Source organism: Dyadobacter sp. CY351 (genome assembly GCF_021502625.1).
Classification (GTDB): domain Bacteria; phylum Bacteroidota; class Bacteroidia; order Cytophagales; family Spirosomataceae; genus Dyadobacter; species Dyadobacter chenhuakuii.
The window spans coordinates 125,405-151,330 of the sequence record NZ_JAKFFU010000007.1 but is presented as its reverse complement, the minus strand read 5'-3'; the positions used below and the strand labels follow the sequence as shown (position 1 = coordinate 151,330).

Annotated in this window: 22 protein-coding genes; 17 read left to right on the top strand and 5 right to left on the bottom strand. The window is 45.4% G+C overall.

Going from position 1 to position 25,926, the window contains the following annotated elements; genetic code table 11:
• The first annotated feature begins 103 nt into the window (after positions 1-103).
• Positions 104-457: a helix-turn-helix domain-containing protein gene (locus tag L0660_RS14940; RefSeq protein WP_235160177.1), complete on the top strand. Its 354-nt coding sequence runs from the start codon at positions 104-106 to the stop codon at positions 455-457.
• Here L0660_RS14940 and L0660_RS14935 read toward each other — a convergent pair.
• Positions 451-1,203 (bottom strand): hypothetical protein, encoded by a 753-nt coding sequence (locus L0660_RS14935; protein WP_235160176.1) that lies wholly within the window; start codon positions 1,201-1,203, stop codon positions 451-453. The genes L0660_RS14940 and L0660_RS14935 overlap by 7 nt on opposite strands.
• Before the next feature lie 132 nt (positions 1,204-1,335).
• Here L0660_RS14935 and nuoB point away from each other — a divergent pair, with 132 nt between their 5' ends.
• The 5 genes from nuoB (at position 1,336) to carB (ending at position 9,113) form a co-directional block, all read left to right on the top strand.
• Positions 1,336-1,860 carry an NADH-quinone oxidoreductase subunit NuoB gene (nuoB, locus tag L0660_RS14930; protein ID WP_026629955.1) on the top strand — a complete coding sequence of 175 codons (525 nt, stop codon included), beginning with the start codon at positions 1,336-1,338 and terminating at the stop codon, positions 1,858-1,860.
• A gap of 13 nt (positions 1,861-1,873) precedes the next feature.
• Complete coding sequence (locus L0660_RS14925) at positions 1,874-2,416, top strand: NADH-quinone oxidoreductase subunit C (protein ID WP_235160175.1); 543 nt, start codon at positions 1,874-1,876, stop codon at positions 2,414-2,416.
• A gap of 27 nt (positions 2,417-2,443) precedes the next feature.
• Complete coding sequence (locus L0660_RS14920) at positions 2,444-4,126, top strand: hypothetical protein (RefSeq protein ID WP_235160174.1); 1,683 nt, start codon at positions 2,444-2,446, stop codon at positions 4,124-4,126.
• 104 nt (positions 4,127-4,230) lie between these two features.
• Positions 4,231-6,072, top strand: coding sequence for a hypothetical protein (locus L0660_RS14915; protein WP_235160173.1), 1,842 nt, complete (start codon positions 4,231-4,233; stop codon positions 6,070-6,072).
• Between the two features lie 197 nt (positions 6,073-6,269).
• The gene (gene carB / locus L0660_RS14910) at positions 6,270-9,113 is read left to right on the top strand and encodes a carbamoyl-phosphate synthase large subunit (protein ID WP_235160172.1); all 2,844 of its coding nucleotides are present in this window, start codon (positions 6,270-6,272) and stop codon (positions 9,111-9,113) included.
• 73 nt (positions 9,114-9,186) lie between these two features.
• Here carB and L0660_RS14905 read toward each other — a convergent pair whose 3' ends face one another.
• The 3 genes from L0660_RS14905 to bshA form a co-directional block, all read right to left on the bottom strand.
• Positions 9,187-9,435 carry a DUF4834 family protein gene (locus L0660_RS14905; RefSeq protein ID WP_235160171.1) on the bottom strand — a complete coding sequence of 83 codons (249 nt, stop codon included), beginning with the start codon at positions 9,433-9,435 and terminating at the stop codon, positions 9,187-9,189.
• Positions 9,436-9,546: 111 nt separating this feature from the next.
• The gene (locus L0660_RS14900; protein ID WP_233797765.1) at positions 9,547-10,893 is read right to left on the bottom strand and encodes an NAD(P)/FAD-dependent oxidoreductase; all 1,347 of its coding nucleotides are present in this window, start codon (positions 10,891-10,893) and stop codon (positions 9,547-9,549) included.
• A gap of 46 nt (positions 10,894-10,939) precedes the next feature.
• A complete protein-coding gene (gene bshA, locus L0660_RS14895; protein ID WP_235160170.1) occupies positions 10,940-12,079 on the bottom strand; it encodes an N-acetyl-alpha-D-glucosaminyl L-malate synthase BshA in 1,140 nt (379 codons plus the stop codon).
• A gap of 182 nt (positions 12,080-12,261) precedes the next feature.
• Here bshA and L0660_RS14890 point away from each other — a divergent pair, with 182 nt between their 5' ends.
• The 11 genes from L0660_RS14890 to L0660_RS14840 all read left to right on the top strand — a co-directional run bounded on the left by L0660_RS14890 (position 12,262) and on the right by L0660_RS14840 (position 24,364).
• Entirely contained in the window at positions 12,262-13,143 is an 882-nt protein-coding gene (locus L0660_RS14890) for a geranylgeranylglycerol-phosphate geranylgeranyltransferase (RefSeq protein ID WP_235160169.1), read from the top strand.
• A gap of 101 nt (positions 13,144-13,244) precedes the next feature.
• Positions 13,245-13,940, top strand: a complete 696-nt coding sequence (locus tag L0660_RS14885) for a hypothetical protein (RefSeq protein ID WP_235160168.1) — start codon at positions 13,245-13,247, stop codon at positions 13,938-13,940.
• Between the two features lie 124 nt (positions 13,941-14,064).
• The gene (purN, locus tag L0660_RS14880; protein WP_235160167.1) at positions 14,065-14,637 is read left to right on the top strand and encodes a phosphoribosylglycinamide formyltransferase; all 573 of its coding nucleotides are present in this window, start codon (positions 14,065-14,067) and stop codon (positions 14,635-14,637) included.
• Positions 14,638-14,646: 9 nt separating this feature from the next.
• Positions 14,647-15,576, top strand: coding sequence for a hypothetical protein (locus L0660_RS14875; protein WP_235160166.1), 930 nt, complete (start codon positions 14,647-14,649; stop codon positions 15,574-15,576).
• Between the two features lie 28 nt (positions 15,577-15,604).
• Positions 15,605-16,678: a hypothetical protein gene (locus L0660_RS14870; protein ID WP_235160165.1), complete on the top strand. Its 1,074-nt coding sequence runs from the start codon at positions 15,605-15,607 to the stop codon at positions 16,676-16,678.
• 190 nt (positions 16,679-16,868) lie between these two features.
• Positions 16,869-17,510 carry a porin family protein gene (locus L0660_RS14865; RefSeq protein ID WP_235160164.1) on the top strand — a complete coding sequence of 214 codons (642 nt, stop codon included), beginning with the start codon at positions 16,869-16,871 and terminating at the stop codon, positions 17,508-17,510.
• 145 nt (positions 17,511-17,655) lie between these two features.
• A complete protein-coding gene (locus tag L0660_RS14860) occupies positions 17,656-18,984 on the top strand; it encodes a DEAD/DEAH box helicase (protein ID WP_233797757.1) in 1,329 nt (442 codons plus the stop codon).
• A 59-nt stretch (positions 18,985-19,043) separates the two neighbouring features.
• Positions 19,044-20,828 carry an ABC transporter ATP-binding protein gene (locus tag L0660_RS14855; RefSeq protein ID WP_235160163.1) on the top strand — a complete coding sequence of 595 codons (1,785 nt, stop codon included), beginning with the start codon at positions 19,044-19,046 and terminating at the stop codon, positions 20,826-20,828.
• Between the two features lie 140 nt (positions 20,829-20,968).
• Positions 20,969-22,549 (top strand): DUF4394 domain-containing protein, encoded by a 1,581-nt coding sequence (locus tag L0660_RS14850; RefSeq protein ID WP_235160162.1) that lies wholly within the window; start codon positions 20,969-20,971, stop codon positions 22,547-22,549.
• Positions 22,550-22,826: 277 nt separating this feature from the next.
• On the top strand, positions 22,827-23,525 hold the full coding sequence (locus tag L0660_RS14845) for a ferritin-like domain-containing protein (protein ID WP_233797754.1): 699 nt from the start codon (positions 22,827-22,829) through the stop codon (positions 23,523-23,525).
• 20 nt (positions 23,526-23,545) lie between these two features.
• Complete coding sequence (locus tag L0660_RS14840; RefSeq protein ID WP_233797753.1) at positions 23,546-24,364, top strand: ferritin-like domain-containing protein; 819 nt, start codon at positions 23,546-23,548, stop codon at positions 24,362-24,364.
• Positions 24,365-24,464: 100 nt separating this feature from the next.
• Here L0660_RS14840 and hemA read toward each other — a convergent pair whose 3' ends face one another.
• On the bottom strand, positions 24,465-25,727 hold the full coding sequence (gene hemA, locus L0660_RS14835; RefSeq protein WP_026629936.1) for a glutamyl-tRNA reductase: 1,263 nt from the start codon (positions 25,725-25,727) through the stop codon (positions 24,465-24,467).
• Positions 25,728-25,926 lie beyond the last annotated feature (199 nt).

Below are 25,926 nucleotides of genomic sequence, written 5' to 3'. Positions count from 1 at the left end.
TAACCGGTGCTTATAATTGAATTTTGGGCTTGGTTGAAATGGAAAAAATATTGATTTTGCGCACCGAATAGCTTGCGTGCTTAAATACTTTCAACACACTATTATGAACATATTTGCGAATAACCTGCTCACTAAACGTGAGGAAAAACGGCTTACACAAGCTTATATGGCGTTTCTCAGCGGGATGTCACAACCCAATTACTCGGACATTGAAAGAGGTAAAACCCGCCCGTCGATCGACCAGCTCAAAAAGTTTTCTGAGATTTTAGAAGTGTCTGTCGATGAGCTGATTTCAGATGTAAAAGCTCAAAAAAGCCCTTGGGATGCCGACGTTACGGAGAATCCCAAGGGAAGACAATCTGCCCTGATCCGGGCCATTGAGGAAAAAGACAGCTATATTAAAATTCTGGAAAGGCAGCTGGATGACCTACGCAAAAAAGATATGGGATGTCAGTGATGTTTTCCCATTCCATTCCACATTTTCGCATCCTTTTTTGGAAAAAACACCAGACCCAGTTGCAAGTAAACCTGGTTAAGTTTCAGGGACGACAAGTCGCTGATCGTTACGTCCTCTCCTTTCCATTTTCTACGTCCCAGCAAGGGTAAATGATACGATGCTTTTCCGCTCAGATAAACCTGATCGTGCCATTTGGGTAGCACATTCATTTTATAATCAGCCCCAATACCCGCGTGGAAGTTGATATTCCCTGTCCGGAGCCTTACAGGTTGATACGATTGCGGATTTTGCGTTACCTGGCCAATAGTTGCAGTCTGGTTGCTTTTGATTTTCAGTTGGTACAACATCAGGTCAAAACCGATGGGGACCAGCACATTCCAGCGACGGTTGTTCACCAATTTCGGGCCTCCGTCTGTTCCGATACCGATGCCGTTGAGATATGCTTTTCTTTGGTCCTTATCCGTTGTATAATTGGTGCTGTTCATGATAATAATCCGGCCTTCTGTAAACCAGCGCTGGGATTCGGTCCGCTTGGCGAGGACGATTGAGCCCATGAAGGAAGTGAAAGGCTTAATCTGCAATCTGTCAAGCTGTTCGCGCATGGTTTTGTTATTGGGAAGCAATCCGAATTCGGCATAAATGGCCATGCCGCTCTTGAACATCCGCACGGTGCTGTCGGTTTGTGCCTGTACATTAGTGAAAAAAGACATAGCCAGAATGGCGCTGAAAAGTAATTTGTTTTTCATAGAGTTGTGTTGTTGAATGGCTTCCAGATGAAAGCTTGAAACAGATTTTTGCTAAATATGGTTACTTTTGTATACATTGATGTAGCTTAACAAGCAATATCTGTACCACTGGATTTTTAGGAGCACAATAGGATGAGTGATAAAATAAAAACGGGAGACGGAGGCATTATTCTTACAAATGCTGAGGATCTGATGAATTGGGCGAGACTGTCTTCTCTCTGGCCGATGGGGTTCGGGATTGCTTGCTGTGCGATTGAAATGATGGCTGCATATGCTTCAAACTATGATCTGGAACGTTTTGGTATACTTCCCCGCCCTTCCCCGCGCCAGTCGGATGTGATGATCGTGGCGGGAACTGTGACATTTAAAATGGCAGACCGGATCAGGAGATTGTATGAACAAATGCCCGAACCGCGCTACGTTATTTCGATGGGCAGCTGTTCAAATTGTGGCGGGCCGTATTGGGAACATGGTTATCACGTTGTAAAAGGTGTTGATAGAATAATACCGGTGGATGTATACGTTCCCGGCTGTCCGCCGAGACCCGAGGCCCTGATCGGTGGTTTTATGAAGTTGCAGGAAAAAATCAGAGGCGAACACCCGCTCGCTCCGGAGCTCTTTCTGGAAATGGAAGCAACTGAAACCGCAACTGTCTAATTAATTGATTACAATGACTTTTCAGGAAATTTCGGAGCTGGTAATTACTACTTTTTCGGATAAGAATTTCGAAACGGACACAAAAGGGCCTCAGCCTGTTTTGATTGTTCCCGTGACGGATATCTACAAGATCTGTGATTTTTTATATCGGGACAGCCGCTTGTATTTTGATTTTCTGGCTTGTGTTACCGCGATAGACAATGGCTTGGCTGCTGGCACGATGGAGCTGATCTACAACCTCACATCCATTCCATACGGGCATGATCTGATGCTGAAAACAGTTTTTGCAAGAAGTGCGGAGGGCACTCCCCTGCCCGTTGTCTCTTCCGTAGCAAGCATCTGGCGTACAGCTGATTGGCACGAAAGAGAAGCATATGATTTGATGGGCATTCATTTTGAAGGACACCCTGATCTGCGCAGGATCCTGTTGCCTGAGGATTGGAATGGTCACCCTTTGAGAAAAGATTATAAGGTCCAGGATCGTTACCATGGCATTTATGTGCGTTATGAAGATGGCGTTTCTGAGCAGCTGCCTGAGAATGAGGACAGGGCTTAATGTTTTAAATTGATAAATTCCTAATGTATGGGCATGCGCTTCATCGGTCTGGCGATTATTTTTTCAGGCTTTTTTACATTCTCTTCTGCTTCCACTGACTCCCTGATCGTTAAGGGGCGCATATTAAACCTGAATGGCAGACTATACCGCCAAGCTCCTGTCATCACGTTTTCAAGAAACAACATTTTACAACCACAGTCCGAGCTTAGCATGCAGACGCCACTCGAAGCGGACGGAAGTTTCAGAGTGTCGCTCCCTATCCTGTTTCCGCAAGAAGAATTTTATCTGGATTACGGTGGAAAAGCTTTTACAACATTTCTGGGCTCACCGGGCACTGTGGAGATCACGTTTGACGGCGATTCGATTGCTAAGGCTTCAAAGCTATTTTATTTTGCAGGCGTAAATGCAGACGCAAACAATCAGTATGCTCAGTATCTGGCTGCTGAAAACAAGCTTTTGGCAGCGAACAGTTACTTAGGCGCCAATTTTTTTAAAAATTTCTGGCAAAACAGTGCTTCCGGCGCCCGCGAGATCGCACAGCAACGCGCTGCCCTGCGACTTTCCGCCGTGAAACAAGCCGCAGCCAATACGGTGCCTTCTCCTACATTATCCCAATGGGCTAAATCGATCACGGACGAGGAACAGTTGCAGATCTTGTACGAACATGCATTGAGCAACCAAACCGATGTGAGTAAGGTGCTGCTCGACAGCCTCAAACGCCTTTCGGAGCCGCCGCTGACTGCGCAGCGCGTGATCTGGGCTAATCGCTTCGGTAACTATGCCGACCTGAAAGTGGAGGAACGGAAATACACAAATCCAAGCAAAACAAATTCACTGCCCGTTCGCCTTATGGCTACATTGATAAAAGACAATGCGGCGAACCTGACTCCCACGGAAAGGCAGCGCCTGAATGACATTAATGCAAATGGCCTGGCAGAGAAAACTGACCTGGATTTTTTGAATAAACTCTTTGCAAAAAATGAAACGGTGCTGAACATCCTTTTCAACTACGAGCGCGAGAGCCGTATTTATGCGGATCTGTTTGACAGCACAGCGACTGAATTTCTCAAAATCCGTTATCTGGCTAAAAACCTTTTTAAATTCACCTACCCACAACAACTACAACTGAACAGGCACATTCAGTCAAGGAGCAGCCTGCCTGTATTCCGTGAATCGCTGGATGAGATCGTACGCCTGGAAGTAAAAGATAGCGCTGATATCCGCAAAATTGTAGAATATAAGAATGTAAAAACCGACCCGACCGAAGCATTACCGGGCTATTTTCTGGCAGCTTCCAATGACCGTGGAACAAGCTGGTTTAATCGCGTTCTTGATCAATACAAAGGCAAAACGGTGTATCTCGTAAAATGGAACCTGGACGACGCTAAAAGCCGTGAAGAACTCGACTATATTCCTGCATTACAGGCGAATGTGCCGGAAGATGTCGTTTTCCTTTTCCTGCATTTATCAGGTGATGAAGTCGTTCCTGCCGATGCATTGCTGAGACAATACATTGTGCGGCACAAGCTCAAAGGCACACATTTATTCATGGATGCTAACCAGATGATGGACCTGCTTTTCCGCCTCAACCCACTGGACCCTGGCACTTTTTCACTAATCCGGCCCAATGGTAAGTTTGCATCCAGGAACGCCTCGGCACCCAGCGCCACCGACAAGACGATCAAAGCCATATTGGATGCCGGGAAGTAGCGGCCTCTTTTTTCATATCAATTTTGAAACCGGTTTACAACGCCATATATATCTATCATTCGTACCTTATCGTTTAGTCTGTTGATTTGGAATTGAAAGTACACATGTTTAGATATGTCCTGTTTTTTTTGCTGTTATCCACCTATGCGTCGGCGCAAAAAAACCCCGATAGCCTGGAAGTGTACAGCAGAGACAGCCTTCGATATACCAACCTGAAAGTACGGATGTCGAAAACCAAGTTTTCGCGTGCGGTTTACAGGCTTTTGTTCAGGGATGTGTATAACCAGGGGCAGGTGACGGAGGTGAAGGAAATTGAAACTAACCCGTTTACGCCTTACGAAGGGATGGTGATCCGGAAAATCTACATCCGGCAGCTCGACATCCTCGGTGAATCGGTTTATGACACCTTGCGAGAAGGGAAAAGGCTCGAAAAATTTCTCAGTAAAAATCTGCACACGAATACGCGGGAAGGCATCATAAGGCGTTCTTTTCTGCTGTTTTCCGAGGGGGACGACATTAAAGCACAGATCCTGAAAGATAATGAGCGTCTGCTGCGGACTAACAAAACAATTACCGATGCGCGTATCATTGTTGTGCCCAGGAAGGACGTAACCTGGATGGCAGACGTGGTCGTGCTGATTCAGGATTCCTGGTCGCTCAATTTCAGGGGCGGTTTCAGCTCTTTTAATAAATTCAATGTTGGCGTCGAGGATATCAATGTACGGGGAACGACGCATTCACAGCTCACGCGGGTCCGATGGGACGGAAATGATGACCTGGGCAAAAAATTTCAGTTCCGCACGATTTATACGGTTCCCTACATTAGTAAAACCTTCATAACCGGGCAAGCGAGCTTCATTTATGAAAGGGACCTTGAAGAAAGATCGATCCGGTTTTTTCGTAGGTTTTTGACCAACGAAACAAAATACGCGGGCGCGGTGGAAGCCGGTCAAATGATGGTCAGGCAGATAAAAAGAAATCCAAGCGATACCGAAGAGCCTATCATATTTCCCACCAGATTCAATTATTATGATATCTGGCTGGGTCGTTCATTCAAGTTTCCGTTTCCAGCGAGCCGGTTGGCCGAGAATTCCAGGATCGTAATTGCTGCCAGGCACAACAAATATCATTATACAGAGCGTCCGGAGGTTTCACCCTACATCAATAAAGTATATTGGAACAAAAGTGCAACATTGCTCAGCTTGGGTTATTCCAACCGTAATTACAAGCGAGACGTCCTGATCTATGGTTTCGGACGGACGGAGGACGTTCCGGTAGGTAACCTGTTTGCGCTCACCGCGGGCCGGGAGGACACCGAATTTGGCGCCAGAGGGTATGCGGGCCTGCAATATGCACGCGGGAAATATCTGCCGCACAACCTCGGTTATATGTATGGATTGATCAACATCGGTTCCTACATTAAGGAGGCCAAAGCGCAGCAAGGCGTCATCAGCGCGCAGCTCAACTACATCAGTAACCTTATCCCGTTCAGATACAGCTTCTTCCGGCAATTCTTAACCGGCCGTTACACCCGCGGTGTGAACCGCGATCCGCTTGATTATCTAAACATTAGCGGAGATCAGGGCATCAGGGGCATTAACAGTGAACAACTAATAGGGACGACGCGGCTGACGCTGGGTACGGAAACCGTGTTCTTTTCAGATAAAAGTTTACTGGGCTTTCGTATCGCCTACTTTGTTTTCGCAGATATCGGCTTGGTCAATGGCGCTGAGTCGATCTGGAAAAGTCCGCTTTATCAGGGTTACGGGCTTGGTTTGCGGCTAAGAAATGAAAACCTGACATTTAATACCGTCCAGTTCCGGATCGGTTACTATCCGAATATTCCGGGAAATACTTCTGTGTTCCGTTTAGGCGCTAATGGCAATGTTCCGCTGAGATTGAGGGATTTTGACATCTCTGCGCCTTCAATTGCGCCACTCCAATAATTGCATTTAACTGATAATTAGTTTGTTAAATATCTTGCGGTAAAAAATAACAGTAATTTCCGCTAACCTTCCCTTCTTTTTCGGATATGTGAATTAACTTTGTGGAATTTTTGGACGTACCCCTGCTGAGATTAACAGGAAATGTTGCCAAAAGTTGCTAAAAAAGTTTTCCTCATTTCTACAAATTACCAATTACTGTGCCCAAAAATACGAATATCAATTCCGTTCTAATTATCGGTTCAGGTCCAATTATCATCGGTCAGGCATGCGAGTTTGACTACGCCGGCTCTCAGGCCGCCCGTTCACTTCGCGAAGAAGGGATAGAAGTTGTATTAATCAACTCTAACCCTGCCACGATCATGACTGACCCGATTAGCGCAGATCATGTCTATCTGCTTCCATTGGAAAAGAAGTATATCGTTGAAATTCTTGAAAAACACAAAGCGATGGGTAAACCTATCGATGCGGTGCTCCCTACTATGGGCGGTCAAACTGCATTGAACCTGGCCATCGACTGTGATAAAGCAGGTGTTTGGAAAAAATATGATGTTGAAATCATTGGGGTTGACATCAAGGCCATTGAAACGACGGAGGATAGAGAGAAATTCAGGCTGAAAATGCTTGAACTTAATGTGAATGTCTGCAAAGGACGCACAGCAAGGTCGTTTTTGGAAGGAAAAGAAATTGCGCAGGAAATCGGTTTCCCGCTGGTTATCCGGCCTTCATATACATTGGGAGGCACAGGAGGCGGTTTTGTTAACTCGGAAGCTGAGTTTGACAAAGCATTAAACAACGGCTTGCACGCATCGCCGGTTCATGAAGTTTTGGTAGAACAAAGCGCAATGGGCTGGAAAGAATACGAGTTGGAGCTTTTGCGCGACAGCAAAGGAAATTTCATCATCATCTGCTCCATCGAGAACTTTGACCCGATGGGCGTGCACACAGGCGACAGCATTACCGTTGCGCCGGCTATGACGCTTCCGGATACATTGTACCAGCAAATGCGTGACCTGGCTATCAAGATGATGGACGGGATTGGTAAGTTTGCAGGCGGATGTAATGTTCAGTTTTCTGTAAATCCTGCAGATGACCAGATTATTGCCATTGAAATTAACCCGCGTGTTTCGCGCTCGTCTGCACTGGCATCAAAAGCGACCGGCTACCCTATCGCTAAAATCGCTGCTAAAATGGCGATCGGTTATAACTTGGATGAACTGATCAACCCGATCACGGGAAGCACATCTGCATTCTTCGAACCATCGATCGACTACGTGATCGTGAAAGTGCCGCGTTGGAATTTTGATAAATTCGTTGGCGCTGACCGCTCACTGGGACTACAAATGAAGTCCGTTGGAGAGGCCATGGGAATCGGCCGTAATTTCCAGGAAGCATTGCAGAAAGCTTGTCAGTCACTAGAAATCAGAAGAAATGGTTTGGGAGCAGATGGTCGCGAACTGCGTGATCAGGAAGCGATCAAGCACAGCCTGGCGCACCCGAGCTGGGACCGTCTTTTCCATATTTATGATGCTTTCAAGATCGGTTTGTCATTCAAAACGATTCAGAACCTTACTAAGATCGATTCCTGGTTCCTGCGTCAGATCGAAGAATTGATCGAACTGGAACATGAGATAGAAAAATTTGACCTCAATGACCTTCCAAAGGAGCTTTTGCTTACGGCCAAACAAAAAGGCTACGCTGACCGCCAGATCGCTCATTTGATCGGAACCAAGGAAAGCAAGGTTTACGATCGTCGGAAAGAGCTCGGAATCAAGCGTGTATACAAGTGCGTTGATACTTGTGCGGCTGAATTCGAAGCCAAAACGCCCTACTACTACTCTACTTTCAATACATCTCAGGAATATCCGGACAACGAATCGGTGGTAAGCGACCGCAAGAAAGTGGTTGTTTTAGGTTCAGGCCCGAACCGGATCGGACAGGGAATTGAGTTCGATTATTCCTGTGTGCACGGAGTTCTTGCTGCGAAAGAGGAAGGTTACGAGACCATTATGATCAACTGTAACCCGGAAACGGTTTCGACAGATCCGGACATCGCTGATAAACTTTATTTCGAGCCCGTATTCTGGGAACACGTTTTCGACATTATCGAACATGAAAAACCGGAAGGTGTGATTGTTCAGCTGGGCGGACAAACTGCCCTTAAAATGGCAGAAAAGCTTGAAAAATATGGCATTAAGATCATCGGAACCAGTTATCAGTCACTCGACTGGGCCGAAGATCGCGGACGTTTTTCACCGCTTCTGGAAGAGCTAGGGATTCCTTTTCCAAAATTTGGAACCGTAAGAACTTCTGATGCTGCGGTAGAATTGTCGCGCACGCTCGGTTTCCCGCTGCTGGTTCGTCCAAGCTACGTTTTGGGTGGACAAAGCATGAAGATTGTGATCAATGAGAAAGAACTGGAGCAGCATGTGGTGAAGATCCTGCACGACATTCCGGACAACAATATCCTGCTTGACCACTTCCTGGAAGGCGCATTGGAAGCAGAAGCAGATGCGATCTGTGACGGCGAAGATGCCTACATTATCGGGGTTATGGAGCACATTGAACCTGCTGGTATCCACTCCGGCGACTCACACGCTGCACTTCCGCCATTTGACCTAACAGAAGATGAGATCCGTCAGATTGAAGAGCATACGCGCAAAATTGCGCTGGCGATGAATGTGATCGGATTGATCAACGTGCAGTTTGCGGTGAAAAACGGCGTTGTTTATGTAATCGAAGCAAATCCAAGAGCATCCCGTACAGTTCCGTTCATTTGCAAGGCCTACAAAGAGCCTTACGTGAATTATGCAACGAAGCTGATGCTGGGCACGAAAAAATTGAAGGACTTTACATTCAATCCGGTGAAAAAAGGCTGGGCGATAAAAATCCCGGTTTTCTCTTTCAACAAATTCCCGAATGTGAATAAAGAACTCGGCCCGGAAATGAAATCGACTGGTGAAGCGATCTATTTCATTGATGATCTGCAGGATGATTTCTTCCAGAAAATTTACAGCGAGCGGAATCTGTATCTGAGCCGCTAGTATAGATCATGGCATACAAAATCAAAAGCCGGTACAAATGTGCCGGCTTTTGATTTTGTATATTAAAAAAAAATTACTTCACTTCTTCATAGTCTACATATTCGCCACCGCGGAAACGGGATGATGGATTTGCGTCGGGGGGCGTGTTATCCACTTTCACACCCGCATTCGCACGCTGGCGCTGCTGCTGGGCCTTGTATTGCCTTTCCTGTTCTTTAATAAGCTGGCGGCCTACAAGCAAGTGGAAAACAAACCTTCTGAAAAACGGGACAAACGCAATCAGTAGTAAGAATATGAGGATTATATTGAATAGCAGTTTCATTTTTCAAATTTTGTTACATTAATATATAACGTAAAGCTGGCATAAATAGCACACGAATATAACGAAAACCTAATGAATGATCCAATCCCTCATGGGAAAGGCCATATGAAATTATGAGTGGCTATGCTGTGCTTCCTGTTTAACTGCTTCTTCGTTCTTCTCATTTTTGTTTGATATCTGCTCAATGGTCTTGGGTTTCAGGATAAGACGCAATGATTGGTCATAAGTTGCATAATTCCAAACCCAGTTGATTAATATCAGCAAACGGTTTTTAACACCGACAATGGAAATCAAATGCACGAACATCCAGGTTAGCCAGGCAAGGAACCCCTGGAATTTGATAAAAGGCAGATCTACAACCGCCCTGTTACGCCCGACTGTGGCCATCGAGCCCAGATCTTTATATTTGAAAGGAACCGCTTTTTTCCCGTCCATCACACGCCACACATTTTTGGCAAGCGCCTTACCCTGCTGAATCGCCGGCTGTGCCAACTGCGGATGCCCGTTTTCCCATTCACCCTCCTGCATAGCAGCCACATCACCTAATGCAAACACATTGTCATAACCTTCAACGCGGTTGTATTGATCGACTTTAATGCGGCCACCGCGCACGATTACCTCCGGATTTAAGCCATTCAACGGATTTGCCTTGATCCCTGCCGCCCAAACGAGGTTATCGGCCCGGATGCGCATTCCTTGTTTGGTAGTCACATATTTTCCATCAAAGCCAGTTACAACCTGCTCAGTATGAATGTGAACACCCATTTTTTCAAGATACTCGCGTGACCTTTGAGACGATTCATCTGACATTGCGCCAAGCAGTTCTTTGGAACCTTCGAGCAAGTGGATTTCCATGGACTTAAAATCCATTTCAGGATAATCTTTTGGCAGAATAAAATGCTTCATTTCAGCCAGCGTTCCCGACAATTCCACGCCGGTGGGCCCTCCTCCTACTACAACTACGCTCATGAGCCCCGCGCGCTGCTCGTCAGAATCCACTGACAATGCGTCTTCAAAGTTTTGTAAGATCCTGTTTCTTAATGCCAAAGCCTCCGAAACTGTTTTCATAGGAATCGCGCGCTCCTCGATTTCTTTCATTCCAAAATAATTGGTGATAGCACCCGTTGCAATGACCAGATAATCATAGGTAATCTCACCCAACCCCGTCATGATGGACTTTCGGTCGGTGTTTACACTCTGCACCTCGGTGATGCGGATATGTACGTTTTTTTTGGATTGAAAGATTTTCCGGAGCGGAAAAGAAATGGAGCTGGGTTCAAGGCCCGCCATAGCCACCTGGTAAAAGAGCGGCTGAAACTGGTGATAATTATTGCGGTCGATCAGCACAACCTGGAGGTCTTCGCGCTTGGCGATTTCTCTTGCCAATGCAAGCCCGCCAAAGCCCGCGCCTACGATTACTACCCGCTTGTATTGTGTATATGGAATGTTTGGTAACATGGTCTGGTCGTTTGTGAATTTCGACCAGACCATAAAAATACCATACCTATATCGCTACTGCTTTGCTATTTTCGACAACTTTCTCATAATAAGCTTCATAATGAGGAAGTATCTTGGCTATATCAAAATCTTTTGCCCGCGCCAGTGCGTTCGCTTTGAATGTTGGCAAATTCGCATCATCCAGGATGTAAGCTGCATGTTTCACCATATCATCCACATCGCCAACATCACTCAGAAATCCGGTAATGCCGTGCAGGTTCAACTCGGGAAGCCCTCCGGCGTTTGAGGTTATTAAAGGAACTTCACAAGCCAGTGCTTCCAAAGCCGCCAAACCAAAACTTTCTGATTCAGAAGGCATTAAAAATAAATCCGCCACGGAAAGCACTTCTTCGATTGCATCCAGTTTACCCAAAAACCTTACATCCGAAAGCATATCCAGGTCTTTACACATGCGTTCGATGCGTTGCCGGTCCGGGCCATCGCCGACCAATAAAAGTTTGCTTGGCAATATTTTACGCAGCTTTTCAAATATCATGATCACATCATCGATCCGCTTTACTTTCCTGAAATTGGATGTATGAACAATCAGTTTTTCGTTGTTCGGACAGATCGCTAATTTGAAATGCTCTTTTTTCTGACGATTGAAACGGTCCAGATCAATGAAATTCGGGATCACTTCAATATCTTTTGTAATCGCGAAATGTGCGTAAGTATCTTTTTTCAACGATTCCGAAACAGCTGTTATGCCGTCGGACTGGTTAATGCTGAATGTTACAACCGGCTCGTAAGATTCGTCTTTACCAACCAATGTAATGTCTGTCCCATGCAATGTCGTGATTACCGGAATGTGAATGCCTTGCTGCGCCAAGATCTGCTTCGCGAGATACGCGGACGACGCGTGCGGGATTGCATAATGCACATGCAGCAGATCCAGATTGGCACTTGCAGCCACATGGACCATTTCACTGGACAATGCAGATTCGTAAGGCGGGTATTGAAACAGCGGGTAAGCCGGGATATTTACTTCGTGATAGTAAAGATTTTCATTGAAGAAGTCGAGTCTTTGAGGCTGCGAATATGTAATAAAATGAACCTGATGTCCCACTTTCGCAAGTGCTTTGCCAAGTTCGGTAGCTACCACTCCGCTTCCACCGAAGGTAGGATAGCATACAATACCAATTTTCATAATGCTATTTAAAAAGTTGAAAGTCGCACTCGGGCGAGCTGCTGTAATAACAGATCTTTTAGCCTAACAACAAATGATCCATTTTTTATCCCCAAAATGGATAAAGATGTTGAGATTTGTCGTTAATGGGATAAAATGAATAATTTTATTCCCTAAACCTTCTGTTTCCAGAGTTAGCCTCCATGAATGTGTCTGCCAGACCAAAAATTACTTTATGGGATTACATTACCGGAAGTGCCCGTCTGGTCCGTATGACCAATCTGGTGATTGTGGTCGTAACGCAGTATTTTACACGCATTCTCCTCATAGGCCCCCGCGACGAATGGCGCAGCATCATCGCGAATGCGGATATGTTCTTCCTATCGCTTTCCACAGTCTGCATCGCCGCAGCGGGCTACATTATCAATGATTATTTTGACATAAAAATCGACATTGTAAACAAACCCGAACGTGTTGTCGTGGGGCGATATCTGAAACGGCGCTGGGCAATGGGCGCGCATCAGATCCTTAATGTTTTAGGCGCAGTGTTGGGGCTTGTGGTCAGTCCCTATATATTTGTGATCAATGTTTTCTCAATTACATTACTCTGGTTTTATTCCGAGCGTTATAAGCGACTTCCTTTTATAGGCAACTTTATCGTTTCCCTGCTTACCGGTTTCTCTCTGCTGATCCTTACAGTCCATTTTCCGGCAAATCGCCATTTGGTGTTCATTTATGCGGTTTTCTCTTTCTTTATTTCCCTCGTCCGTGAAATTGTGAAGGACATGGAAGACATCAAGGGCGACGAAGCGCATGGCTGCCGCACATTGCCTATCATATGGGGCATCCGCCAGACCAAAAACTTCCTGTATGTGATTCTTTTAATGTTCGTTACCACTTTATTTGTAATGGCGCGGGCGCTGGACAATAATGTACTGATCATTTTATTCTTTCTCCTTTTGATCCCCATTGCCCTGCTTACGGCAAGCCTGGCTCGGGCGGATACACGTCGTGATTTCAAGCGTATCAGCAGCCTGTGCAAGATCATTATGCTGCTTGGCCTCATTACGATGGTTTGGGCATAGCGCCTTACCGTAAAATCAATATTCCAAACAAAAAGTGGATTTCTGGCAGCGGGGACTATCTTTGTTTACCGCAAACTAAATCACGTATCCAAGTTACATTCATGAAAAAACTGCTGTTGTGGAGCCTGCTGCTGCTCTTTTTTATCCAAACAAAATCCATTGCCCAGGACTGCGGCGGTCTTGTATTAAAGCAAGGCAGCGGATTTGAGATGATGAACTACGATGGGAAGGGAAAGGAAACTGGAAAGATCATTTACAAGATCCTGGACGTTTCGACAGAGGGCGCTTTTACGGTTTTCAACATTGAAATGGAAGCAATGAATCCTAAGGGCAAGTCGGAGCTGAAAAACGTTTATAAAATGAAATGCGACGGAAATGTGATCAGCATGGACGCCAAATCGCTCATCAGCCAGGAGCAACTCAAATCATTCCAGAATATGGAAATGAAATTTACCTACGAAAACATTGAATATCCGACCAAATACAATGTCGGGGATAAATTAAAAGATGCGTCTGTGAAAGGAAATGGTCAGTCGGGGCCTATGGCAGTGAATTTTGATATGATGATAAAAAACCGAAATGTTACCGGCCAGGAAAAACTTACGCTGCCAGCCGGAACATTTGATGCCTACAAGATCAAATCAGATCTGAGTTTTGAAATGAGAATGGGCTTTCCTGTAAAAATGGAAATGGAAAGTATTTCCTACCGCGCACCCGGCGTTGCCTGGGATTTGAAAACGGAAACTTATCGTAAAGGCAAGCTGATCGGGCGCAGCGAACTCACTAAAATGTATTGAGACTCAAACATTTAACTTATTATTCTTTGGGTACGGCTTCCGGTCATCTACCGTGAGCCGTTCTTTTTATAAATTTGCCAAAGAATTTTGACACTACATTACGAATAATTAATTCTTGACGACAATGAAACGACTTGCCATCTTCGCCTCCGGATCCGGATCAAATGCGGAAAAAATCGCTGAATATTTTGCTGAGCGGCAAGATGTAGAAGTGTCACTGATTTTCACCAACAATCCTCAGGCCGGTGTAATCAAGAGGGCTTGTAAGTTGCAGATCCCTGTTGTTTTTTTCGATAAAAAGACATTCTACGACACACGCAAAGTGCTTCAAATTCTGCAAAATGAAAGAATTGATCTGGTCGTGCTTGCAGGTTTCATGCTATTGGTTCCTGCCTTGCTGGTGGAAGCTTTCCCTAACAAAATCATCAACATTCATCCCGCTTTACTCCCTAAATACGGCGGGAAAGGCATGTACGGGCAGTTTGTCCACGAAGCGGTTGTGAACGCAAAAGAGTCCGAATCCGGCATTACGATCCATTATGTGAACGAAAATTATGACGAAGGAAACGTAATTTTCCAAGCCACCTGCCCCGTTGCTCCTACCGACACTTCGGACGATGTGGCAAATAAGATCCATGCATTGGAACACGAAAATTACCCGCGCGTGATTGACGAGGTTCTTTATCAAAAGCGCTAGAAACTGCTCATGCTTTATTTCCTGCTGTCGGTCCTCTTCACCGTTGCCCTTTACCTGATTATGCGCGCGTTTCCGCGCTATAAAGTGCATTCTTTCCATGCAGTTGTGTTCAATTACTATGCATGCGTGCTTACCGGGCTGGTGCTCACGCCGGACTTGGGCCTGTTCAGGAATGTGATCTGGAATTCGGAAGGAACGCTGGTAACCCTGGCGTTGGGCGGAATGTTTGTGGTCACATTTATGCTGATAGGGCTTACTGCGCAAAAGGTGAGCGTCACCGCTACGTCGCTGGCCGGCAATATGTCGCTCGTTATCCCTGTGCTTTTTGGTCTGTTTGTATTTCAAAACAACAATAAGGAATTCACTGTCGTCAACTATGCCGGGCTTGTTATTGCACTTGCAGCACTAGCATTAGGCGCAATTCAGCAAAATAATAAAGACGCTGCCTCCGCTACAACCACCTCGTCTGCAAATTCGGTTTCAAGGGCGAGATTGTTGCTGATCCTTCCCCTGCTCACTTTTCTTGCCGCCGGAACCAACAACACATTGATCAATTACTTGTCGGTAAAGTATTATGCAGCCGGCGAAACCACGCTGTTTATGATAATTGCCTGCTCGGGGGCTATCCTTATCGGGTCAGTCATTTTGCTTTTCCGGGTTTTGGTTAGTGGTGAGAAATTACATTGGCGGAGCATTTTGGGAGGATTCATTCTGGGAGTTCCTAATTTTCTTTCCCTTTATTTCCTGCTGCTCGCGCTTGCATCATTCAGCAACAGCGCCGCTTTCGTGTTCCCGATCTACAACATTCTGACCATGCTGGTATCTGCGGGTGCCGCCTGGCTGATTTACCGCGAAAGACTGAACCAACTTAACAAATTTGGACTTCTATTGGCAGTCATTGCGATCATCATGATTTCCTATCAGGAGTTAGGCTTTTGATCGCAAATTTTTCCATAAAATTACCTCCATGCCCGAAACTGCTATCTTACATATTAATGAGCGGAAAAATGTCTTGAATAAAAGACAGAAAGAGTTTAACCAGCTGTCCGAAAAAATAGAAGAACTGGATCGCCTGATCCCCGAGCTGGAAAGCGCTTATGACCAGATGATCCAGCGAATTCCCACGGATCTCGACCCATTGGTCAGAGAATATCAGGAATTCCGCGCGGAGATTGTTCACATTATGGACCGAACATATTCCGCCGATCTTTTCAGGAAAATTTACCAGGATAAACTCGCTTACCTGATCACTGAAAGTGCTTATGACCTCATCGCACATTACGGGTTCGATGATTTGAAGCCGGTTTTCAATAAATACAGTGCGGTTGACATTGAAGTCCTGCTTGCAGCGGAAAGGGCAAAATCCGAAAAAATTACGGACCCGGCATTTTTGATAGAAAGTAAGTCTGCGCAGGAGCCCGTCGAGTACGAAAACTTCCATGACCTTCCCGAGGAAGAACAACAGCGCATTAAAGCAGAGCAACGCGAAGAACGGCTTAACAAGCGCATACTGGAAGCAAAACAAAACGCAGAACAGCAGAAAACGACGAAGTCGGTGCGGACCGTCTATATGGACCTGGTAAAAGCTTTTCACCCGGACCTGGAAAAGGACGAAGCGGAAAAGTTGCGCAGAACGGACATTATGCAACAGGTGACGCAGGCATATCAGGAAAATAACTTGCTGAAACTTCTGAAATTACAGATCGCGCTGGATAGGATTGATCAGGATCAACTGGAAAATTTGAGTAAAAACCAGCTCAACTACTATAATAAGGTGCTTAAACAGCAAGTAGAGGAACTGGAACTGGTCAAAGAAGCCATTCAGAAGAAGATCTCAGCCGTTTGCGGATTGCCATTCCAGCATGCCAATTCTCTTACGACCGTAATCGTCAAGTTCAACACCAATGTGAATGAGATGAAAGCGGAGATAAAAAACATCCGTAATGTGATCAAAAACTGGAAGGTGCCTTCACAACTTAAAGCCTATCTGAAAACCTATCAGATACCTGGCCAGTCTTTCCTTGATGAAGAAGAAGACTAATAAGTGAATCAGCCGATTTTTGAGGGTAACGTATACAGTTGTAGAGGTAATTCCCCGGTTCAGAGTTTAGTCTAAATATAAATATACGAACATTGCGCTTGCAATGAGCACATTGACTGGCGGGCGTTTTTTCATTCGTGTTGGTACATGTTTTGTTGTTTTGCAGCAAATGTATATTTAACCTACTCAGATGAAAAATTGTATTATTCTATTACTTGCGGTTACATTGTTTGTAACGCAGGCACAAGCACAAGAGAATGTTTCCATTGGACCTATTGTTGGGGTTTCCATCGCTAATTTCAGGGGAGACGTTGCTAATACGGATTGGAAACCGGGCATAACGGTCGGTGGTTTCTACAATTACAGTTCAGAATCCGGCTTTGGATTTAGCGGACAGCTCTTGTTTACGCAAATGGGCGCTCAGAACAACAACAAGACAAATGAGCTTAACCTGAACTACATTCAGGCTCCGTTGCTGGCAACATTCTTCTTCGGACAATATGGTGACAAAGTTCGGCCGAAAATTTTCCTGGGACCAAGCCTTAACTTTCTAGTAGGCGCACGGGACAAAGACGGAAATAACCTGAATGGCGATTCCAACAACCGCGTTTATTCTCCATTTGACCTTGGGTTGACTTTCGGAGCAGGGATTAACATTCGTCTGCAAGAAAAAATCTGGCTGAACCTGGACGCACGTTATGGATTAGGCCTTATTGATGTAACCAAAGATGGCAACACCAATGTGAAGAACCAAAATTTCGGAATCAATGCTGGTCTTAGCTTTCCGCTAGGAACTTACAACAGCAACACCGGCAGATTGAGGACGCGTTAATTAGCCAAGCTATTTAGCCATATTTAAAAGAACCAGATGGGATCATCCATCTGGTTCTTTTTTTGGTGTTGCCCTTTATACCGGCAAATGATGCCGCGCTAACCGCAGATTAGGCGTAACTTTGTGCTTTATTATAATCATTGTTATGACTTTTGAAGAATTAAATCTCACCAAACCTCTATTACAGGCCCTCGCTGATCTGAATTACGAAACGCCGACAACGATCCAGCACAAGGTTTTTTCAGTAATGATGTCTGGGAAAGATGTATGCGGGATTGCGCAAACCGGAACTGGAAAGACTTTCGCCTATCTGCTTCCTACCCTCCGGCAAATCGAGTTTTCCAAAGATCGCCTCCCACAATTGCTGATCCTGGTTCCTACCCGCGAGCTTGTGGTGCAAGTGGTGGAAGAGGTGAAAAAACTGAGCGCATACCTGACATTGCAGGTCGTAGGGGCATATGGCGGTGGCAATATTAAAGTACAAATGGCTGAGCTGAAAAACGGGGCAGACGTTGTTGTCGCTACACCCGGCCGGCTTTTCGACCTGGCATTGAATGGCTCGCTCAAAACGAAAGCGATTAAGAAACTCGTGATTGATGAAGTGGACGAAATGCTCAACCTGGGCTTTCGTACGCAGCTAAAAAATATTCTTGACCTCCTGCCGCAAAAACGCCAGAACCTGCTCTTTTCCGCGACATTAACGCCGGAGGTTGAAGCATTAATGCAGACTTACTTTAATAACCCGGTAAGAATTGAAGCAGCACCTGTTGGTACACCATTGGAAAACATTGAACAGAAAGCATATTACGTTCCGAACTTTTATACCAAAGTAAACCTGCTGGATCTGCTGCTGGAAGAAAATCCGGATATGACCAAGGTGCTGGTGTTTGTTGCAACTAAAAAGCTGGCCGACCAGCTCTTCGGACAACTGGAAATGGGTTACCTGAACAAGATAGGTGTCATCCACTCCAACAAGGAACAAAATCACAGATTTAACACTGTTAAGCAATTTCACGAAGGTAATTATCGCGTTCTGATCGCCACAGACATCATTGCGCGTGGATTGGACGTTGCAGAAGTTTCCCACGTTTTCAATTTTGACATTCCGGAAATCCCTGAAAATTACATTCATCGCATCGGCCGGACTGGTCGCGCGGATAAAAAAGGCGTAGCCATTTCCTTTATTACAGAAGGTGAAAAAGAACGCCAGGAGCAGATCGAGGAGTTGATGAATTACCAGATCCCGATCGCAGATCTTCCCGAAAACCTTAAAATATCAGAAATCCTTACGCCGGATGAAGAGCCGCAGATCTACATGAAGAGCATTGATGTGAAGCTGCCCAAAAGAGAAGCAGGCGGCGGTGCATTTCACGAAAAGATAGATAAGAATAAGAAGGTAAACGTCAGAAGAAATCACGCGCAGGAAAAAATGCAGAAATACGGACGCCCTATCAAGCGCTCCGGCAAAAAGTAGGGCATAGTTATTGGGATAACTCCTGAAATGAATCTAATTAGCTTCCCCGAACATTCACTATGAGTATCTGGCAAATATTCCAGCGCCTGCAGCCTTACGTAAAGCCGTATAACAAACAAATCGTTTTCGCGCTCTTCCTTACACTGCTTGGCGCGGTGACTGCCCAGGTTAACCCCTGGGTTTTGCGTTATACAGTGGATTCCGTGCAGGCAATGCTCGACAGAAACTGGGGCATCATTCAAGGTAAGGATTTGCTGATCAAGATTTCCCTCATTCTTTTTGTAAAGGAAATTGTTAACTCGCTCATCGTTTTTGGCCAGCGTTATTTTGGTGAAAAAATCAGGATTAAGGTGTCCAGCGATCTCGCTCAGGAAGCCATCAGCAGAATCCTCACCTATAACCTCGCCTTTTACAGCGACAATGACAATCAGAAAGGTAAGCTGCAAACCCGCATCGACCGTGGTGTGGAAAGCCTTACCAAACTGATTCAGAACTTTTTTATTGACATTCTCCCGCTTTTTGCCAATTCCATCGTTGCGCTTGCGATCATGTTCTCTGCCAATTTTTATGTCGGAGCGATTGCCCTTGCGATCTTACCGGTTTACTTCTGGATCAGTTACAAGCAGGCGGGCGAATTGCAGGGCGTAAGGCGCAAACTGAAAAGGCAACGAGAGAATAAAAGCAGCGGACTCATCAACCTGATCGAGTCTATCATTGTCATCAAATCATTTGTAAGGGAAATATTTGAGGGGCAAAAGCAGTATCAGACTCAGATGGAGCTAATGGAGACGCAGCTCAAAACGCGCCGCACCAACTTTGCCTACGACGGCATTAAAAGCTTTATCGAGCAAATCGGCGTCGTGCTGATCATCATTCTTACGGCCTATCTTGTGCTGGATCAGCAGATGTCCATCGGGGCGATTATGTTCCATATCCTGCTTTTCAATAATGTTTCAGCCCCTATCCGCCAGCTGCACCGGATCTACGATGAGATGAACGACGCATTGACCTATTCCGAAGGCTTTTTTGAAATACTGGACGCCGATAATGCAGTTGAACAAAGTGGAAAGGTTATTCCCGAGACGATCCGCGGCGATTATGCCTTGAACGATGTTTCCTTTACTTATCCGAATGGCACTCAAGCATTGTTTAATATCAATGTCAACATTAAATCCGGGCAAACGACTGCGCTGGTCGGGTTGTCGGGAGCTGGAAAAAGTACATTAATCAACTTACTCATTGGTTTTTATGCGCCGGATTCCGGCACGCTTACGCTGGACGGGCGTCCTCTGGAAGATTATGATCTGCCCGCATTGCGCAACTCCATCGGAATGGTTTTACAGAAAAACCACATTTTTAAAGGGTCTATTGCGGAAAATATCCGTTATGGGCAAATGAACGCAACCCAGGAAGAGTTGATCGCCGCAGCTCGAAAAGCATATCTGCACGATCAGATTATGGAGTTGCCTGCGCAATACGAAACCGACGCGCAAATGCTTTCAGGCGGTCAGCAGCAACGCATTGCCATTGCACGACTTTTTCTGAAAAATCCACCCGTCATTTTCCTCGACGAACCCACAGCCAGCCTTGACGCCATTGCAACCGAGCAGATTAAAAACAGTCTGGATGCCATTAAAGAAGGCAGGACAGTTGTCATCATTTCGCATAGCCTTTCCCAAATCCTGGATTCGGATCAGATTTATGTCATGAAAAAAGGACGAATCGCAGAGTTCGGGACGCACACCGAACTGTATGAGAAAGAGGGCGTTTACAGGGAAATATTTGACGCTTCGGCCAGGAGCCTCAACCTGGATAAGATGATCGGCATGATGTCCAAAGAATAACAACTCTGATCCATCTCCATTAAAAAACCATTAAATTGGACCCCATACGCATTAAAAATTAATTAAATGCGATTGATCTAAATCGGGTTGATGGTCGTATGTGGTGTGTCAAATTACTTGTCACACTCAACCCAAATGGTATGAACATCTCTAAAATTTTGCGATCCGTCTCGGGCAGTTCGCTGCTTCTCGCTGGTCTGGTCTTCGTCAATCAGGCATGTACGGAACAAACCCAACTTGACAGCCAGCCGGTGCCGCTGGTGAGCGCTCCTAACCAGATTTTTTACGCATTAACAAGCGACAACAAGATTTATGAACTAAATGTACAAAACCCAGGTACGCCCATCCGCACACTTACGATCTCCGCAGGATTAGAGCCGGATGAAAAATTATTGAGCATTGATTTCCGCCCTGCCACAGGCCAGCTTTATGCAGTAGGAAACAAAAATCACATCTACACTGTCAATCTCCGCTCCGACATTAACCCGGGAAGAGTTACAGTTATTAGCCCTGTTCCATTTAATCCTGGCATTTCGGGCCCGGAAGTGGTTGGTTTCGACTTCAACCCAACTGTTGACCGCATCAGACTGGTTACAAACACAGCGCAAAATTTGCGTTTACACCCTGAAACCAACGCATTAGCTGCGCTTGATGGTTATCTGAAAGGTTATAGTGATGTGAAAGTGGCTGCTGCTGCTTATACAAACAATGTTGCCGGTGCAACAACTACACAGCTTTACGATATTGATCCGGACGTTGACAAGCTTTTCCTGCAAATGCCTCCTAATGACGGTGTTTTGAAAGAAGTTGGCCCGTTGGGAACTGACATTCAGGATGTAGGCGGGTTTGATATTTCTTCGGTTAACAACTACGCGATTGCATCCGTTAAGGTGAACAACATTTGGGAACTTGCCGAAATTAATCTTTCGACAGGTGCACTTTCGAAAATCGGCAATCTGCCTGCCGGTAAGATCATTGGCGTTGCCATTCCTACCAGCCCGGTTGCTTATGCGGTTGATGCTTCCAACAAGCTGCTGATCTTCAACCCGATGAACGCCGGAACACGCATCGAAAAAGCGATTACAGGCTTGCCAATGGGCGTTAACATCGAAGGAATCGACTTCCGTCCTGCTGATGGCCGCTTGCACGCACTGGGTTCTGATGGAAAACTGTACGGACTTGATCTGGCATCAGCTGCTGCAAAAGCGCTTCCTCCTTTGCATTATCTTGGTGATCCTAATTTTAAAGTAATGGGCACAAGCTTTGGTTTCGACTTCAACCCTGTTGCTGACAGGCTGCGCATCGTAAGCAACACAGGACAAAATCTGCGTATCAATGTTACCAGCGGCATTACACTGCTTGACGGACCATTGAAATTGGTGCCGGGACCTGGCACGCCATTCGTGAATGCTGCCGCCTATACAAACAGCTTTGCAGGCACAACCAGCACGGTGCTATATGATATCGACAGCGAGTCGAATTCGTTATTCAAACAAAATCCACCAAATGACGGCGGTCTCGAAAAAATCGGTGCGTTGGGCATTGATATAGATGCAGCCAGCGGATTTGATATCGGCGGCACTACGGGCATGGCGTACGCTTTGCTTACGGTAGGCGGAAACACCGGACTATACTCCATTAACCTGACCACCGGAAGCGCAACGAAAGTTTCCGATTTCGCAGGATCTGTAAAAGGATTTGCACTGGGCTTTGGCTTGTAATCAAGCATGGTAGAAAAGGGCGCTATTTAGTCATAGCGCCCTTTTTTTTATTTATTTTAAAGAATATGAAAAATATTTTTAAGTAAATAATACAATGTTTATACCAAATATCCTTCGTTTAAATTGGATTAATACAAAATCAAAAAATAGTATTCCTAAAAGTTGCAAGATAATTCCCTGATACTTAATCCATAAAGATTTATGCAGCGTAAGTCTGCCAGGACCAGGATGGAAATTCTGAAATGGTTCACAATAAACTTCAAACACTTTCCTGATTATGAAACAAACATTAACTCAAATTTCTGAACCTTCTGAGGGCGCAATGCTATCAAAAGTGGGCAGACGTTACTTCCTGAGATCTGCGGGCGTTGCCGCTGCCACGGGAGCATTCATCCTTGGTGCCTGCACAGAGCAGGATCTGGCATCCGACGATACTGTAAACCTAGGAACAGGTGATCTTGGTATCCTGAACTATGCGTATGCATTGGAACAGCTTGAAGCTGCATTCTACACGCAAGTAATGATGACTCCTTATCTGAACATGACAGATATGGAAAAATGGATCCTTACTGACATTCGTGATCACGAAATCATCCACAGAGAATTTTTCAAAACAGCACTAGGCAGCAACGCTATCAAAGGCCTTACTCCTAATTTTTCTGCTATTGACTTTGCTGACCGCAAGAGTGTACTTGGCGCGGCAAAATTGTTTGAAGATACCGGCGTAGCTGCTTACAACGGCGCTGGCAAGCTTATTAAGGACGTTAATTATCTGCTTGTTGCTGGTAAGATCGTATCTGTTGAAGCAAGACACGCTTCTGCAATCGCCGATTTGATCAACCCGAATGCATTGGAATTCGCAGGTGGACAGATCAACAATATGGGCTTGGAAAATGCTTATTCTCCGTCCGTAATTTTGAGCGGTGTTGCACCATTTATTATGGATAAAATCAGTGGAAAAGATCTGCCACGCTAACTTTTAAAAAACTTACTGACATGAATATTTTTAGAATACTAGACAGCATTCAACAAGTTGACGGTGATGCAGCAGGGCGTCTTGCGCACTCTACCCGTCGCATGTTTATGAATCGTGTAGGCAGCACACTCGCTTCGGCAGCTGTCCCAACCGTTTTCGCTTCCATTGTAAATAAGGCATATGCCGCTACGCCATCTGTAACAGATATACTTAATTTCGCTCTGACGCTGGAATATCTTGAAGAGACATTCTACTTCCAGGCAAACAGAATGACCAATTTCATTCCTGCGGAATACACATTGGTTTTCTCACAAATCGAAAGACACGAAACACAACACGTTGAATTCCTCAAATCTGCTTTGGGAAGTGCCGCTGTTGATCGTCCTCAGTTTGACTTCACATATGGTGGAGCTTTCCCAGATGCATGGACTAACTTCATGACATTCATCACGATCTCATCTGCTTTGGAAGACACCGGTGTACGTGCTTACAAAGGACAGGCAGGAAACCTGATCGGTTCTCCTCAGATCCTTGAATATGCATTGCAGGTTCACTCGGTAGAGGCGCGTCACGCTTCACTGGTAAGAAGAATCATCGGTCACCTGAAAAAAGATCCAATGATGAAAGGCTGGATTACACAAGATAAAGGTTTCCCGGAAGCAGTTTATAAAGGCGCAACGCCTGAGTCTAACACAGTTCACGCTGGTTTGGACGCTGCTACGCTACCAGGTGTTGTGGGCATCAGCAGAGACGCTGTAACAGAATCATTTGACGAACCTTTGACTATGGAAGAGGTTTTGGCAATAGCAGGACCATTTATCAAGAAAATGGGAATGTAATAAGAAACAATTAATTATTGTGGAGGGTAAGGTAATACATAAGAAAGGATGGCAAATGCCATCCTTTCTTTTTGATATACATAAAAATATAAAATCTTGATTAATGCTTTTCCGCTTGTTTTTCCAGATTGAAGAGGTCATTCAACACGTCGATGAGCGTTTCTGCTTCTCCTCTCTTGCAGGCTGCTTTCAATTGAAGCACAGGAAGTTTCAGGATTTTCTGCATCATGCTCGTTGTGATGCGTTCTACTTTTTCAAGTTCTGAATCCGTCAGGTTTTTGGTAAAACGCGTCAGTTCTTCTTTTCTGATCTGTTCCAAAGCCCCTTTCAGTTTCTGAATGGTTGGTGACACCACCATTTCTTTGGACCAGTCGTTGAATTCAATAACGGCTTCATCAATAATCTCACGCACGTGCGGCACGGCTTCCAGGCGGCGGTGCAATGCCTGATCCGCTTTGGAACGGATGGAATCAATTGTATAAAGCATTACGCCAGGAATTTCTTCTACTTCCGGCGAAACGCTGCGTGGTACGGAAAGATCAATGAAATATTTGAAAGACATTCCGCGCAAGCGAACCATCATTTCCTTGGTAAAGAAAGGATCATCGCGAACGATGGAAGAAACAATGATATCCGCTCTGGAAATCTCACCTTCAATGTCAGAAAAGTCTGCCACGCGGAAACCGAGCTCCTCAGCCAGCTTATCAGATTTATCTCTCGACCGGTTTACGATGGTAACCTCGGCAGTTCCTTTTTTCTGGGCCAGGTTACGGCAAACATCCGCTCCTATCTCGCCCAATCCTACGATTAGCACTTTCGGATTTGGCATTAATCCTTCCAGCAATTCTACGGCTGCATAAGAAATAGAAGCAGCTCCATCCCGGAAGAAAGTCTCCTGCGCTACGCGCTTATTGGCAAAGAAAATGGTATGTAAAAGTCTGTGTAAGAACGGCCCGGCCATATTAAGATCTGCCGACCACTGATATGCATGTTTGATCTGATTTGGAATCTGCATATCCCCCACAACCTGCGATTGCAAGCCCGTAGCAACCTGAAATAAATGCTGCACTGCACTCTCTCCCGCTGAAAAGCGCTCAAAATAGGATTTGAACGATTCAATGTCAGCAACGCCTTTTTGGATCAGGAGCATTTTGATGATCTCCTCATTCAGGTCCGTCGCGGCGGAATAGTATATTTCGGTGCGGTTGCAGGTGGAGACAACAAGGACATCGGAAACATCAAAGAAATCTTTCAGCCTGAGCATCATGCTTTTCGCCTCCGCCTCATTCAATGCAAGCTGTTCTCTGATTGCCAGAGTCGCATTCCGATGTGATAAACTTATTGATTTGAACTGATTATACATCACTGGTTCTTATTCGGTACACAAAAGTACGGCACAAAACTTACAATAGGAACGTGTGTAAAGCACCGGAAGTTTATTTAGAAATCTTACAAATAACAATCGCCTGCAAACACCGATTTCTTTCGTTACAGGCCACTAAGCACGAATATTTTACGTTATTTACAGGATATAACATTAACTGCGGGAAATGCGTGCCCGC